Origin of the sequence: Krasilnikovia sp. M28-CT-15 (assembly GCF_047159595.1) — a bacterium.
Lineage (GTDB): Bacteria > Actinomycetota > Actinomycetes > Mycobacteriales > Micromonosporaceae > Actinoplanes.
On sequence record NZ_BAAGAK010000001.1, the window covers coordinates 4,452,473 to 4,468,008 of the forward strand.

Annotated in this window: 2 protein-coding genes; both read right to left on the minus strand. The window is 76.2% G+C overall.

All coding sequences use genetic code 11. The features are described 5' to 3' along the window. Window positions 1–65: 65 nt before the first annotated feature. The gene (locus ACMCNO_RS20370) at window positions 66–266 is read right to left on the minus strand and encodes an MbtH family protein (protein WP_412751045.1); all 201 of its coding nucleotides are present in this window, start codon (window positions 264–266) and stop codon (window positions 66–68) included. Next, window positions 263–15,508 (minus strand): amino acid adenylation domain-containing protein, encoded by a 15,246-nt coding sequence (locus ACMCNO_RS20375; protein ID WP_412753759.1) that lies wholly within the window; start codon window positions 15,506–15,508, stop codon window positions 263–265. The genes ACMCNO_RS20370 and ACMCNO_RS20375 overlap by 4 nt, the downstream gene beginning before the upstream one ends. Between the last annotated feature and the right edge of the window lie 28 nt (window positions 15,509–15,536).

Below are 15,536 nucleotides of genomic sequence, written 5' to 3' on the forward strand. Positions count from 1 at the left end.
TGCGATTGCGATACCACGCCGGTGCGCTCCTGAAACCCAGCTTGTCCAGCAGGAACTTGCGACGCTCACCCGGCCCGCAGGGACAGCGGGCGCAGGTCGGTCCAGTGCGCTTCGACGAAGTCGAGGCAGGCCTGGCGGGTGTCCGGGCCGGCGACCTGGCGCCAGCCGGCGGGCACCGGCGCGAACACCGGCCACAGGCTGTGCTGCTGCTCGTCGTTGACCAGGACGAGGAACGATGCGTCGGCGGCGTCGAACGGGTTGCTCATGACTGCTCCTTGCTGAGGGTGGAGATCGGACGGTCGGGGTGGGCGGCGAACGCCGCCACGGTCGCGCGCAGCTCGGCGGCCAGCCCCGCGACGGTGGGCTGGTCGAACACGTCGGTGGCGTAGCCGAGGTAGCACTCGACCGGGCCCGCGCCGCGCGGCTCGTAGCAGCTCAGCACGAGGTCGGCGAGGGCCGCGTGGGTCGGCACGGCGTCGAAGCCGCCCCCGCCGGGCGTGGCCGGCGCCGCCTGCTCGTGGTGCACGACCAGGACGGCCGGATCCGCGCCGAGTGTCGCGGCCCGGACGGCGGCCCATGGCACGTCCTGATGGTCGAGCGCGGCCAGGGTCGCGGCGCGGACCCGGGTGAGCAGTTCGGTGGCGCTCGGGTCGTCCGCGGTGTCGGTGCGCAGCACCAGGGGGTGCGCGAAGCAGCCGACCAGGTCCGCCAGCGCGGCGTCCGTGCGGCCCGCCGTGAGGATGCCGATGGGCAGGTCGGCGCCCGCGCCCCGGGCCGTGAGCACGGCGGCCAGGGCGGCGTGCAGCACCATGAACATGCTCGTGCCGGTGGCCTCGGCGAGCACGTCCACGGCCGCGTGTTCGGCGGCGGTCAGGGTCAGGTCCACCTCGGCGCCCCGGCCGGGCCGCCGGTCCGGCTCCGGCCGGTCCGTCGGCAGCCGCAGCGCGGGGGCGTCCCGCAGCCGCTCGCGCCACCAGGCGAGCTGGCGGGCGTACCGGCTCTGCGGGTCGGCCGGATCACCGAGCAGCTCACGCCACCACCGGGTGGCGTCGGCGTAGGTCACCGGCAGCTGCGCCCAGTCCGGCGACCGGCCGGCGCGGCGAGCCTCGTACGCCGCCGCGAGGTCGCCGGTCAACGGCAGCACCGACCACTCGTCGACCGCCTCGTGCGCCATGGTCAGCAGCAGCGCCTGCGCCCCGTCGCGGGACATCAGGTGCGCCTGCACCGGGGTGTCGCCCCCGCGCGGCTGACCGGCGACGGTCCCGGCGGCCACCTCCAGCGTGATGCCGGTGACCGTGACCTGCCGGAGCGCGGGCGCGTCCGTCAGCACCTGACGGCCGTCGCGCAGCACGGTGCGCAGCGGCTCGTGCCGGGCGCACACGTCCGCCCAGGCGGCGGCCAGCGCGGTCTCCTCGAAGCCGTGCGGTGCCCGCAGCAGCAGGGCATGGTCCCACCGCGGGGACGGCGTGAGCAGGTGCTCCTGCGCCGGTGCCGCCGGCACCACGGCGGGCCGGGGGGCGCGGGCCGGCCCCGCGGAGGCCGCGGACAGCCGCATCCGGACGGCCAGATCGGCGACCGTGGGCGCGTCGAACACGTCGCGGATGGACAGTTCCGCGCCCAGCTCGGCACGGACCCGGCCGACCAGCAGCATCGCCAGCATCGAGTGGCCGCCGAGGGCGAAGAAGCTGTCCCGTACGCCGACCCGCGGCAGCCGCAGCAGATCGGCCACGATGGCGGCCAGCGCCCGTTCCGGGTCGGTGGCCGGCGCGTCGTCACCGGCCAGGGCGGCCCAGTCCGGCGCGGGCAGCGCCGCCCGGTTGAGCTTGCCGTTGCTGGTCAGGGGCAGCGGCGAGTCCAGCAGGACGACCATCGCCGGCACCATGTACTCGGGCAGTCGGGTGGCGGCCGCCGCGCGGACGAGCTCCGGGTCGGTGCCCGGGGCGGCCTGGGCGTACCCGATCAGGCGGGTCAGCGGGCCGTCGCGGTCCACCACCGCGACCGCCTGCACCACCTCGGGGTGCGCGGTGAGCGCGGCGGCCACCTCACCCAGTTCGATCCGGAAGCCGCGGATCTTCACCTGGTCGTCGAGCCGGCCGAGGAAGTCGATCCTCCCGTCGGACCGCCAGCGGGCCCGGTCCCCGGTGCGGTACATCCGGGTGCCGGGCGGCCCGTACGGGTCGGCGACGAACCGGACGGCGGTCAGGGCGGGCTGACCCAGGTAGCCGCGGGCGAGGCCGCGCCCGGCCACGTACAGCTCGCCGGGCACACCGGGCGGGACCGGGCGCAGCGTGCCGTCGAGGATGTAGCAGCGGGTGTTCGGGTCCGGCACGCCGATCGGGACGGCCTGCGCCCAGCCCGGCACGGACTGCCACAGGGTGCTGTTGACGGTGGCCTCGGTGAGGCCGTACGCGCCGAGCAGGTTGAGCCGCCGCGACCACCGTCCGATCAGGTCCGGTGGCACGGTCTCCGTGCCGACCAGGACCGTCGCGCCTTCGGGCAGGTCGCAGCCCTCCGGCAGGGCAGCCATCAGCGACGGCGGCAGGATCAGGTGGGTGACCGCGTGCGCGGCGACGAAGTCGGTCAGCGCCGGACCGGCGACCCGGGCCTGCTCGGGGCAGATCACCAGGGTGCCGCCCACACACAACGCCATCACCTGCTCGAACACCGCCACGTCGAAGCCGGGCGAGGCGAACTGGAGCACCCGGGAATCGCGGGTCAGCCGCATCCGGTCGATCGCGGTCGCCGCCAGCGAGGCGATGCCCTCGTGCGGCACGCACACCCCCTTGGGGCGGCCGGTCGACCCGGAGGTGTAGATGACGTACGCCGCGGTGTGCAGTCCGACCGGCTCCCGGCACAGCGGCCCGGGGTCGGCGGCGGCCAGCGCGGCGGCCATGCGCGGCTCGTCGAGCACCACGCTCGGCTGGTCGCCGGGGATCCGGCCGGACAGCTCCGCGGTGGTGACGACCACGGCCGCGCCGGAGTCGGCCAGCTGGTACGCCAGCCGGTCGGCCGGATGCGCGGGCTCCAGCGGCAGGTACGCCGCCCCGAGTTTGAGCACCGCCAGCACCGCGGCCGGGAACTGGCGGGTCCGGGGCAGCCCCAGCGCGACCACGGACTCCGCGGTGACCCCGGCGGCGGCCAGCAGCCGGGCCAGCCGGTTGGAGTACGCGTCGAGCTGCGCGTACGTCCACTCACCGGCGGTGTCCACCACCGCGACCGCGTCGGGCCGCTGCTGCGCCGCCCGGGCGAACAGCTCCGGCCAGGTCAGCTCCGCGACGTCGCGGGCGGTGTCGTTCCAGTCGTGCAGCACCCGGGTCCGCTCGCCGGGCAGCAGGATGTCGACCGCGCTGACGGCGACCGCGGGGTCCGCGGCGACCGCGTCCAGCAGCCGGGTGAGGCGTTGCCCGATCCTCGCCGCGGTGGCCGGGTCGAACAGTTCCGTGGCGTACTCGATCCGGCAGACCAGCCGGCCGGTGTCGGTGTGGTCGGCGAAGCTGAAGACCAGGTCGAACTTCGCCGCCCGGTGCTCGACCGGCTCCCACTCGCCGGTCAGGCCGCCGAGGGCGACCGTGTCCGCGCCGGTGCGCGCGTGGTAGCCGACCATCACCTGGAACAGCGGGTTGCGGGCCGGCGAGCGGGGCGGATTGAGGTGCTCCACGACCGCCTCGAACGGCACGTCCGCGTGGGCGAACGCGGCCAGGTCGCTCTGGCGTACCCGCTCGATCAGCGCGGTGAACGTGGGGTCGCCGGACAGGTCGGTGCGCAGCACCAGGGTGTTGACGAAGAAGCCGACGAGGTCGTCGAGGGCTTCGTCGGTGCGGCCCGCGATCGGGGCGCCGATCGGCAGGTCGGTGCCCGCACCCAACCGGTGCAGCAGGGCGCCGACCGCTGCATGCAGCACCATGAACATGCTGGCGCCGCTCGCGCGGGCCAGCGACCGCAGCGCCTCCGCGGCGGGGATGTCCAGTTCGATCTCCCGCCCGGCGAACGTGGGCGCGGTGGGGCGCGGCCGGTCGGTGGGCAGCTCCAGCTCCGGCGGGGCACCCGCCAGGGTGCGGGCCCAGTGGTCGAGCTGCCGGGCGGCCAGGCTCGCCGGGTCGGCCGGGTCCCCGAGCAGGTCCCGCTGCCACAGCGTGTAGTCGGCGTACTGGACGGCCAGCGGGCGGAACCGGGGCGCCGTCCCCGCGCACCGGGCCGCGTACGCGGCGGCCAGGTCGGCCAGGAACGGCCGGTCGGACCACTCGTCGGTGGCGATGTGGTGCAGCAGCAGCACGAGCAGGCAGCCGCCGCCGGTCAGCGGATGCACGCTCGCCCGCAGCGGCGGCTGGACCGCCAGGTCGAACGGGCGGTGCACCGCGGCGTGCACGGCGGCCGCGACGGCCGGTTCATCCGCCGGCTCGGCCACCTCGACCGGCACCGGCGCCACCGGCAGCACGTGCTGGTGCGGGACGCCTCCGTCGACTGGGAACACGGTGCGCAGGGACTCGTGGCGCACGGCCACATCCGCCAGCGCCGCGGACAGCGCCGCCACGTCCGGCATTGCGGAAACGCGCAGCACCAGCGGGAAGTTGTACGCGGCCGAGCCCGCGTCGAGCTGCTGCGTCAGCCACAGCCGCTGCTGCGCCGCGGACAGCCCGACCCGCTCCGGGCGGGGGCGGGCCAGCAACGGCGGCCGGGCCGCCGCGTCGGGGCCGGAGTCGGCGCGCACCGCCAGCGCGGCCGGGGTGGGCGCCTCGAACAGGTCCCGCACCGACAGCTGGGTGCCCAGCGCGGTGCGGGCCCGGCTGACCAGCCGGGTGGCCAGCAGGCTGTGCCCGCCGAGGTGGAAGAAGTGGTCGTCGGCGGAGAGGTCGGGGACCCCGAGCAGGTCGCCGAACAGCTCACACAGGGCCTTCTCGGTGGCCGTGGCGGGGGCCCGCCCGCCGCGCCGGTCGGCGGCCGGTTTCGGCAGGGCGGCCACGTCAAGCTTGCCGTTCACGGTCAGCGGCAGCGTGCCGACCGGCACGAACGCCGCCGGGACCATGTACTCGGGCAGGGTCCGGCCCAGATGGGTACGCAGGATGTCGGCCAGGTCGGGCGCGGCTTCGGCTACCGGCACCACGTACGCGAGCAGCCGGGCCACCGGGCCGGAGGTGTCCGCGACGACGGCCGCGTGGGCGATCGCCGGGTGGCTCTGCACCGCCGAGGTGATCTCCCCCAGCTCCACCCGGTACCCGCGGATCTTCACCTGGTCGTCGGTGCGCCCGAGGAAGTCGATGTTCCCGTCGGCGGCGCGGCGCACCAGGTCACCGGTGCGGTACATCCGCGTGCCGGGCGCGCCGTACGGGTCGGCCACGAACCGGGACGCGGTCAGGCCAGCCCGGTGGTGGTAGCCGCGGGCCAGCCCGACACCGGCGATGTGCAGCTCCCCCGGCGCGCCCGGCGGCACCGGGCGCAGGTGACCGTCCAGGATGTACGCCCGGGTGTTCCAGATGGCCCGGCCGACCGTCGGGGCGGCCGAGTCCATGGTGGACCCGCCCAGCGTGTTGATCGTGTACTCGGTGGGGCCGTACAGGTTGTAGCCGTACACGCCGTCGGTGTCGCGCAGCGCCGACCAGACCGCGTCGGAGACGGCCTCACCGCCCAGCAGTACCAGCGCGGGGCGGTGCCGCCCCGGCCCGTCGGCCAGCAGCCCCTGCTCGATGAGCAGCTGGCAGTAGGTGGGCGTCACGTTGACCACGTCGATCTCGTGGGCGTCGCAGTAGGCGACCAGCGCCTCCGCGTCGCGGCGCAGCACCTCGTCGCAGACGTGCACCTCGTGGCCCTCGACGAGCCACAGCAGCTCCTCCCACGACATGTCGAACGCGAACGACACCGTGTGCGCGATCCGCAGCCGCCGCCCACCCGCCGCGGCGATCGCCGGGGCGAAGATGTTCTCCTGGTGGTTGAGCTGCATGTTGGTCAGGCCCCGGTACGGCGTCACCACCCCCTTGGGGCGGCCGGTCGAACCGGACGTGTAGATCACGTACGCGGGGTGTTCCAGCCGTCCGGGCCGGTCCCGGGCGAACAGCGGCACGTCGGCGTCGGTCACCGGCGCGGGCGAGGTGCCCGCCGTCTCCGCCAGCACCGAGGGGTCGTCCAGCACCAGCGGCGCTGCCACGTCGCCCAGCCGCGCCAGCACGTCACGGGTGGTCACCACGCACACCGGGTCGGTGTCGGCCAGCATCCAGCGCAGCCGCTCCGTCGGATGGTCCAGGTCCAGCGGCAGGTACGCGGCCCCGGTGCGGAGCACCGCGAACAGCGCCACCACCATCTCGACCGACCGGGGCAGGGCCAGCGCGATCACCCGTTCCGGCTCGGCGCCGCGGGCGATCAGCAGGCGGGCCAGCCGGTTCACCCGGGCGTCCAGGTCGGCGTAGCTGAGCCGCTGCGCGCCGAACGCCAGCGCCACGTCGTCCGGGGTGGCGGCGCACCGGGCGGCCAGCAGGTCCGCGACCGTGTCGTCGATCATCGGGTGCTCGGTCGCCGCCCACTCCGCGGCCAGCAGGCGCCGGTCCGCGGTGGACAGCGTGTCCACCGTGCCCACGACCGGGTCCCCGGCGCAGAACCGGTCCAGCACAGCCAGGTACCGCTCGGCCAGCGCCGCCGCGCCCGCCGCGGGCAGGACACCGGCCTGGTGCAGCAACAGCAGCCGCAGCGACGCCCCGGGGGTCACGACGACGGTCAGCGGGAAGTGGGTGGCGTCGCGGCTGGTGATCTCCGTGATGCCGTGCCGCCGCTGGAGGGCGGCCAGGCCGTCGGCGTCGGCGAAGTTCTGGAACACGTACAGGGTGTCGAACAGCGGGCCGCCGGTGCCCTGGATCGCCGACAGGCTGACGTGCTCGTACGGCATCAGGCCGGTGCGCTCGTCCTGCACCCGGCGCAGCAGGGCGCTGAGGGTCTCGGCCGGATCCACGGTCACCCGGTGCGGCACGGTGTTGAGGAACATGCCGACCGTGTCGGCCGCGCCGGGCAGGTCGGCGGGGCGGCCGGAGACCGTGGCGCCGTACACGACATCGGTGCGGCCGGTCAGGCCGCCGAGCACCAGCGCCCACGCGGTCGTCAGCACGGTGTTGAGCGTGACGCCGCGGGCGCGGGCGGTGGCGCGCAGCCGGTCGCTGCGTGCCGCGCCCAGCTCGGTGACGTGCCGCGACGGCAGCGCCTCGGTGGCCGCGCCGGACGGCGCGAGCAGGGTGGGCGCGTCCAGGCCCGCCAGCGCGGAGCGCCACGCGGCCAGCCCCTCGTCGGGGTCCTGCCGGTGCAGCCACGCCAGATGCTCGCGGTACGAGGGGGCGGCCGGCAGCTCGTCGCCGGCGTACAGGGCGAGCAGTTCGGCCAGGACGGTGCCCTGCGACCAGCCGTCCCACGCGACGAGGTGGTGCGACAGCACCAGCCGGTCGGTGTCGCCGCAGCGCAGCAGCGTGAGCCGCAGCAGCGGCGCCGCGCTCAGGTCGAACCGGCGGGCGCGGTCCGCGTCGATCTCCTGCGCGACCCGGGTCCGCTGCTCGGCGGCGGGCAGGGCGCTCAGGTCGTGCACGGTCAGCGGCGCCGGGACGTGGTCCGCCACGTACTGGACCGGGCTGGTCAGCCCGTCGGCGACGATGCCGGTGCGCAGCGCCGGGTGGCGCCGCAGCAGCTCGTCCGCGGCGGCGCGCAGCCGCTGCACGTCCAGCGGCGCGGCGAAGGTGTACACGTCCTGGGCGGTGTAGACGTCCGCGGCGGCGGCGTCGAAGGTGGCGTGGAAGTGGATGCCCTCCTGCAGCGGCGACAGCGGCCACACCTCGGCCACCGGGCCGCCCGCTGCGGCGTGGATCAGTGCCCGCTCGGCCCCGGACAGGTCGATGAGTACGTCGCCGCCGTCCCGCGCCGCGGCCATCGCCGCCAGCTCGGCGTGCCACCGGTCAGCCAGGGCCCGCGCCGATTCCTCGGTGAGTCCACCGACGCCGGTCGGCCACGTCCAGGTCGCCTCGAAGCGGGGACCGTCCGGGCCGTCGTGGCACACGACGTCGATCTGCACCACGTACGGCAGGGCCAGCCCCGGGTCGTAACCGGGTGCGACGTACTCCGCGGCGGGCTGCCAGTCACCGGTGCCCGCGGGCATCCGGCCGTAGTAGTTGAACAGCACCTGGGCGCCGGGCTGGGCGGCCAGCAGCGGCGCGGTCTGCGGGTTGAGGTGACGCAGCATGCCGTACCCGGCGCCGTCCGCGGCGAGCAGCTCCCGGACCTGCGCCACGTCACCCCCGGCCGGCAGGCGGACCGGGTGCACCGTGGTAAACCATCCGACGGTCCGGACCAGGTCGACCCCGTCGAGGTCGGTGCGGCCGTGCCGCTCGACGTCGACGAGCAGTTCCCCGGCCGACCCGCGCCACCCCTGCGCCGCCCGGGCCAGGGCGGTCAGGAGCCTTTCGGTGACGTCGGCGCTCAGCAGCGGGCGGGACTCGGCGACCGCCAGGGTCACGGTGTGGCGCCCCGCGGCGCCGACCGTGCCGGTACGCGCGGCGCCGGGCACCAGTTCCGCCCCGGGCCCCAGGGTGCGGACCCAGTGCTCCAGCTCGGCGAGCCTCGTCCGGTTGACCGCCTCGGCGGCGACCAGCCGCCCGTACGCCCGCAGCGAGGTGCCCACGGGAGCCAGCCGCGCGGCCCGTCCCGCCGCCACGTCGGTGTACGCCGCCGCCAGGTCGGCCAGCAGGATGCGCCAGGACACCCCGTCGACCGCGAGGTGGTGCACGGCGAGGAACAGCCGCCCCGGCTCGTGCACGCCCGCGTCGAAGTGGACCGCCTGCACCATCGTCCCCGCGTCCGGGTCGAGGCGGGCCACCGCGGCGTCGGTGTGCGCGGCCAGGTCGTCCAGGCCGGTGACGCGGGTGAGCAGCCCTGCGGCGGTGACCGAGCCGACCGGCCGCACGTCCAGCGACCACAGCAGACCGGCGAGGCGGGTCAGGGTCAGGCGCAGCGCGTCGTGCCGGTCGAGGAGCGCCTGCAGCGCCGCGGCGATGCCGGCCGGGTCGGCCCCGGCCGGGGTCTGTACCAGCGCCGACAGGTGGAACCGGGTGATCGGGCCGCCGTCGGCACGCAACTGGTGCACGATCGGCAGCGCCACCACGTCCCCTGGGTCCGCGCCGCCGTCCAGGCCGCCCGACGCTGCGGCGCCAAAGTCCGGGGCCCGGGCGCCAAATTCCGGGGCCGGGGCGTCGGGCAGCCCGGCGGCGATCGCCGACGGGGTCCGGCGCGCGAACACGTCCCGTGGCCCGACGACGAGGCCCCGGGCCCGGGCCCGGGTCGCCACCGCGATGGACAGGATGCTGTCCCCGCCGAGCATGAAGAAGTCGTCGTCCGGGCCGACCTGCGTCAGGCCCAGCACCTCGGCGAACGCCTCCGCCAGCACCCGCACCGGGTGCGACTGCGCGCCTGCGTCGACCGAATCACCGAACTCGTCCCGGGTGGCCGGGACGGCCGCGGGCCTACCCTCAGCCACCGGGGACCTCCCCGGCAGAGCGGCAGCCGGGAAGACTCCGGGATGGCCGGGGGTGGAATCCTCCACCGTGGAGCCCGGGGCCGGGTCCGGCAGGGCGGACCGGTCGAGCTTGCCGCCGGGGGTGCGGGGCAGCGCAGCCAGCACGACGACGGCGGCGGGCACCTGGGCCGGTGGCAGCGCCGCGGCCAGGTCGGCGCGCAGTCGTGCCCCGTCGAGGCCGGTGCCGGCGGCATACCCGACCAGTCGCAGCGCACCCCGGCCGTCCGGGCGGGCCAGCACGTCCGCGTCGGCGACTCCGGGCAGGGCCCGCAGCGCGGCCGCCGACTCCCCCGGCTCGACCCGCACCCCGCGGATCTTCACCTGGTCGTCGGTACGGCCCCGGAACCGCAGCACCCCGGCAGAGTCGTAGCTGACCAGATCCCCGGTGCGGTACATCCGCGCGCCCGGGGCGAAGGGGTCCGCCACGAATCGGGCCGCGGTCAGCGCCGCCCGCCGGTGGTAGCCCAGCGCCAACTGGGCACCGGACACGTACAGCTCGCCGAACACCCCGGCCGGCACCGGGCGCAGCCACGGGTCGAGAACGTACGCCCGCACCCCGGCGACCGGCCGTCCGATGGGGACACCGGCGCCGTCGGCGTCCCCGGTGCGCCAGTCGGTGACCTGGATCGCGGCCTCGGTGGGGCCGTACACGTTGGACAGCGGCACCCCGGTTTGTTCCCGCCAGGCCGCCGCGGTGGCCGGGTCGAGCTTCTCCCCGCCGGAGAACGCGCGGCGCAGGCCGGCCGCCCACGCGCCGTCGGCCAGCTCCGGCTGGGCCAGCAGCGCGGCGTACATCGACGGCACCAGGTCGAGGGTGGTGACCCGTTGCCGGGCGACGAGCCGAGCCAGGTACAGCGGGTCGCGGTGGCCGCCCGGTTCGGCGACGACGACCGTGCCGCCGCAGGTCAGCGGCGCGAAGATCTCCTGGACGGACGGGTCGAAACCGGTCGAGTACTGGTGCAGGAACCGTTCGCCGGTGTCCAGGTCGTACCGCTGGTGCAGCCAGGAGAGCTGGGCGACGACCGCGGCGTGGGACACCAGCACGCCCTTGGGCGTACCCGTGGATCCGGAGGTGTAGATCAGGTACGCGGGCGCTCCCGCCCGCACCGGCACGGCGGGCGCCGGGGCGGCCGGACCCGCCACGGGCACCCGCACCGGGCTCGCGGGCAGGTCGATGTCGTCGCGGGTGACCACGGCCCGGGCACCGGAGTCCCCGAGCAGGTACGCGACCCGGTCCGCCGGATGTTCCGGGTCGACCGGAAGGTACGCGGCACCGGCCAGCAGGATGCCGTACAGGCCGACGATCTGGTCCGCGCCACGGGGCAGCGACACGGCGACCACATCGCCCGCGACGGTCCCGGCGGCGTGCAGCCGGGCGGCCAGGGCCGCCGCGCGGCGGTGCAGCTCGCCGTACGTCAGCTCGTGGTCGCCGTCGACGACCGCGACCGCGTCCGGGCGGGCCTGCGCCTGCGCGGCCACCCATCCGTGCACAGTGGGCGCGGCGCCGGTGACGGCAGGTCCGCCGTCCAGCACATGCGTGTCGGCCAGCGCGAGCCGGCACATCGGGGTGCCCGGATCGGCGGCGAGCGTCGCGGCGACCTGCCGGATCGCGGCCAGCAGGCGCCCGGCGGCGCCGTCGGGCAGCCGGGCCGGGTCGTACTCGCAGCGCAGCCGCAGCCGCTCGCCCGGGGTGACGGTGAGTTCCAGCGGGTGGTGCAGGCTCTCCACCGTGCTCGTGCCGGTGACCCGGACGGCGCCGTCCGCGCTGGCCAGGGTGCGCGCGCCGGGGTAGTTCTCCAGCACCACCAGGACGCCGGACAGCGCCGGCAGGCCGGTGATCCGCAGCGCGTCGGCGAGGCCGACGTGCTGGTGGTCGAGCAGCGCGGCCTGCCGCCGCTGGTGCTCGGCGAGGGTGTCGGCGAGACCGTCCGCCGGGGACCACCGGACCCGGACGGGCACCGTGTTGACGAACAGGCCGACCATGTCGGCGGCGCCCGGCAGGTCGGCGGGGCGGCCGGACACGGTGCTGTGCACGACGACGTCCGCGCGGCCGGTCTCCTGGCCGACGGCGAAGCCGACGGCCGCGTGCAGCACGGAGCCGAGGGTGACGCCGTGGGCGCGGGCGGCGGCCAGCAGCGCGGCGGTGGTGTCGCCGTCCCACTCGTCGACCGCGACGATCGCGTCCGCGGCGGGCGCCGTCGCGTCGGCCAGCAGGGTGGGTTCGGTGAGCCCGGCCAGTTCGGCGCGCCATGCCGCTTCGGCGGCGGCGTGGTCGCGCCCGGCCCGCCACCGGGCGACGGTCGCGGCCGGTGCGGCGGGCGGCAGCACCTGCCCCGAGTACGCCCGCAGGATGTCGGCCAGCAGGATCGGCTCGGACCAGCCGTCCGCGACGGCGTGGTGGACGACCAGCCCGAGGACGCCACCGGAGCCGGTGGGTGCGTACACGGCGCGCAGCAGCGGCGGGCTGCTCAGGTCGAACCCGGCGGCCCGGTCGGCGGCCAGGTCCGCGTCGATGTCGGCGCCTGCGGGCAGTTCCCGCCACGGCACCGCCACCGTGTCCGCGACGACCTGGAGCAGCCGCGTCCCGTCCAGCAGGTGCAGCCCGGTACGCAGCGCGGGGTGCCGGGCCACGACGGCCTCGACGGCGCGGCGCAGCGTCGCCGGGTCGATCGGTCCGGCCAGGTCGATGCGCTGGGTGACCGCGTACTCGTCGGTGCCACCGGACGCGCGGGCGAAGAACATGCCGGCCTGCAGCGGCGACGCGGGCAGGATCTCGGCGCCGCGCAGCGCGTCCACCTGGGCCTGGGTGAGCGGCACGAGCGGGAAGTCGGAGGGGGTGCGCCCGCCGAATCCGGGCTCGCTCGACGCGGCGGCGATCGCGGCCAGCGCCGCCACCCAGCGGCGGGCCAGATCGGCGACGTCCGCCTCGGCGAGTACCCGCCCGGGCCAGGTGAACGTCGCGGACAGCCGGGGACCGTCCACCTCGTCGCGGACCGCGGCGTCGATCTCCAGCTGGTGGGTCATCGGCTGGCCGGGGTCACGGTCCTCGGCGATCGGGTCGCCGTCGGCGACCGCCCAGTCGGCGCCGGCGCCCGCGAACCGGCCCAGGTAGTTGAAGAGGATGCGCGGGGTGGGCGCGTCGGCGAGTGCGCCGACCCGGGCCTGGTAGCGCAGCATGCCGTACCCGATGCCGTGGTCGGGGGCCGCGCGCAGCTGCTCCTTGACGGCCTTGACCGCGGCGGACAGGGTGCCCGCCGGGCCAGGGTCGAGGCGGACCGGGAACAGAGTGGTGAACCAGCCGACCGTACGGGACAGGTCGGCGCCGCCGGACTCCTCCCGCCCGTGGCCTTCGAGTTCGATGAGGACGTCCGTGCCGGTGTGCCCGGTACGGTCGGCGCGCCACTGCCCGACGGCGAGCGCGAGCGCGGTGAGCAGGATGTCGTTGACGCCGCCGGAGAACGCGGCGGGCAGCTCCCCGAGCAGGGGCGCGGTCAGCCCGTCGGGCAGCGTGACGGTGTGCCGGCGGGCGGTGTCCGCGGTGTCCGCGGGCCCGAGGTCGGCGGCACCGAACCCGGCGTCCCCACCGGCCAGCACGCCGCGCCAGTACGCCAGCTCGCCGGTGCGCCCGGCCGCGGCGTCCTGCTGGATCCGGGCCCACCGCCCGAAGCTGGTCGGTACGGGCGCCAGTGCGACCTCGGCGCCGGCGGCCAGGGCGGCCCATCCGGCGGCGAGGTCATCCGCGAGGATCCGCCAGGTGACGCCGTCGGCGACGCTGTGGTGCAGGACGAGCAGCAGCCGTCCGCCGGTTTCCACGCGGTCACCCGGCGTGCCCGCGCCGGGGTCGGCCGGACCGGAGCCCGTGGTGTCCAGCCGGCGCCTCGGATCAGGGGTCAGGTGCACCGCCTGGAGCAGCACCCCGCCGCGCGGATCGAGCCGCTGGACCGCATCCCGGGTCAGCTCCCCGACGGACGCGCCGGCAGAGGCTGAGCGCACGAGGTTCTCGGCGGCGACCGTACCCGGTCCGGGGATGTCGAAGCCGCCGTCGGCGCGCAGCCGGGCGCGCAGCAGGTCGTGGTGGTCCACGATGGCCTGGATGAGCCGCACGGCGGTCGCGGTGGTGAGCGCGGCCGGGGTGCGCAGCACGGTGGCCTGGTAGAACCGGTCGGTCGGGGCGCGCAGATCGCGCAGCCAGGCGAGGATCGGGGTGGCCGGCACGCGCCCGGTGAACGGATCATGCCGGGCGGCCCCGCCGTCGCGGGTGTCGGCGACGGCTGCCAGGGCGGCGACGGTCTGCAGCTCGAAGACTTCGCGCGGGGTGAGGTGCAGCCCCGCGCGCCGAGCGCCGGAGACGAGGCTGATGGCGACGATGCTGTCGCCGCCGAGGGCGAAGAAGCTGTCGTGGACGCCGACCTCCGGCAGGTGCAGCACCTCGGCGAAGAGCGCGGCGAGGGTGGCTTCGGTGGGGGTGCCGGCGCGGGTGTCGCCGACGGCGGCGCCCCAGTCCGGCTCGGGCAGCGCCCGCGTGTCGGTCTTGCCGCTGGCGTTGGTGGGCAGCGGCCCGTCGAGCACGACCACGGCCGACGGCACCATGTACCCGGGCAGCGTCGCCGACACGAACTCGCGGACACCGGCGGCGGTGAGCACTGCACCGGTCCGCACGGACACGTACGCGACGAGCCGCTGGGCGCCGCGCCGGTCCCGGCGGGCGAGCACCGCGGCGCTGGCGACCGCGGGGTGTTCCATGAGGACGCTGGACACCTCGCCCGGCTCGATGCGGTACCCGCGGATCTTGACCTGGGCGTCGGCGCGGCCGAGGAAGTCGATCGTCCCGTCGGAATTCCACCGGGCCCGGTCCCCGGTGCGGTACATCCGGCCGCCTGGGGTGTACGGGTCGGCGACGAACCGGGTGGCCGTGAGCGCAGGCTGGTTGAGGTAGCCGCGGGCGAGGCCGCGCCCGGCCACGTACAGCTCGCCTTCGGCGGCGCCGGTCACGGGGCGCAACGCGTCGTCGAGGATGTAGCAGCGGGTGTTCGGGTCCGGCTCGCCGATCGGCGGCGGCCCGTCCCAGCCGGGGGCCGCCGGCCACAGCGTGGAGTTGACCGTGGCCTCGGTGAGCCCGTACGCGACGACGATGCGCAGGCTGGCACCCCATCGGGCGATGAGTGCGGCGGGGACGGTCTCGGTGCCGACGACGAGCACCATCCCCTCGGGCAGGGTGCCCGTCCCGGGCAGTGCGGCGACCAGGGCGGGCGGCAGGATCGCGTGGGTGACCCGGTGGGCGCACAGGTAGGACGTGAGCTCCTCGCCCGCGACCCGGCGCAGGGTGGGCACGACGACCAGCGTGCCGCCGACGCACAGCGCCATGACCATGTCCCAGACGGCCACGTCGAACCCGACGGAGGCGAACTGGGCCACCCGGGATTCGGCGGTCACGCCGATCCGCCGGGTCGCGGTGACGATGAGTGACCCGATGCCGTCGTGGGTGACCACGACACCCTTGGGCCGTCCGGTGGACCCGGACGTGTAGATCACGTACGCGGCGTCGGTCAGGGCGATGTGCACGCCGACCGGCGTGTCCGGCAGCCCCGCCGCGTCGGCGAAGGTCACCGCGGCGACACCGTCCGGTAGCTGCCCGGCGGTGTCCGCGGTGGTGACGACGAGCCGGGTGGCGGAGTCGGCGAGGACGTAGCCGACCCGGTCGGTGGGCTGGTCGAGGTCCACCGGCAGGTAGGCGGCGCCCGCCTTGAGCACGCCGAGGATCGCGGCCACGAGGTCGACGCCGCGCGGCAGGGCGACCCCGACGACGTCGCCGACGCCCACGCCGCGCTCGCCGAGCAGGCGGGCCAGCCGGTTGGCGGCGGCGTCCAGTTCGGCGTACGTCATCGAGTCGTCCTCGCACACCACCGCGACCGCCCCGGGCCGCCGGGCGGCCACCGCCTCGAAGGCGGCGGGCCAGGTCAGCTCGGGGCAGTCCACGGGAGGCCGGATGCCGTGCGACGAGGGC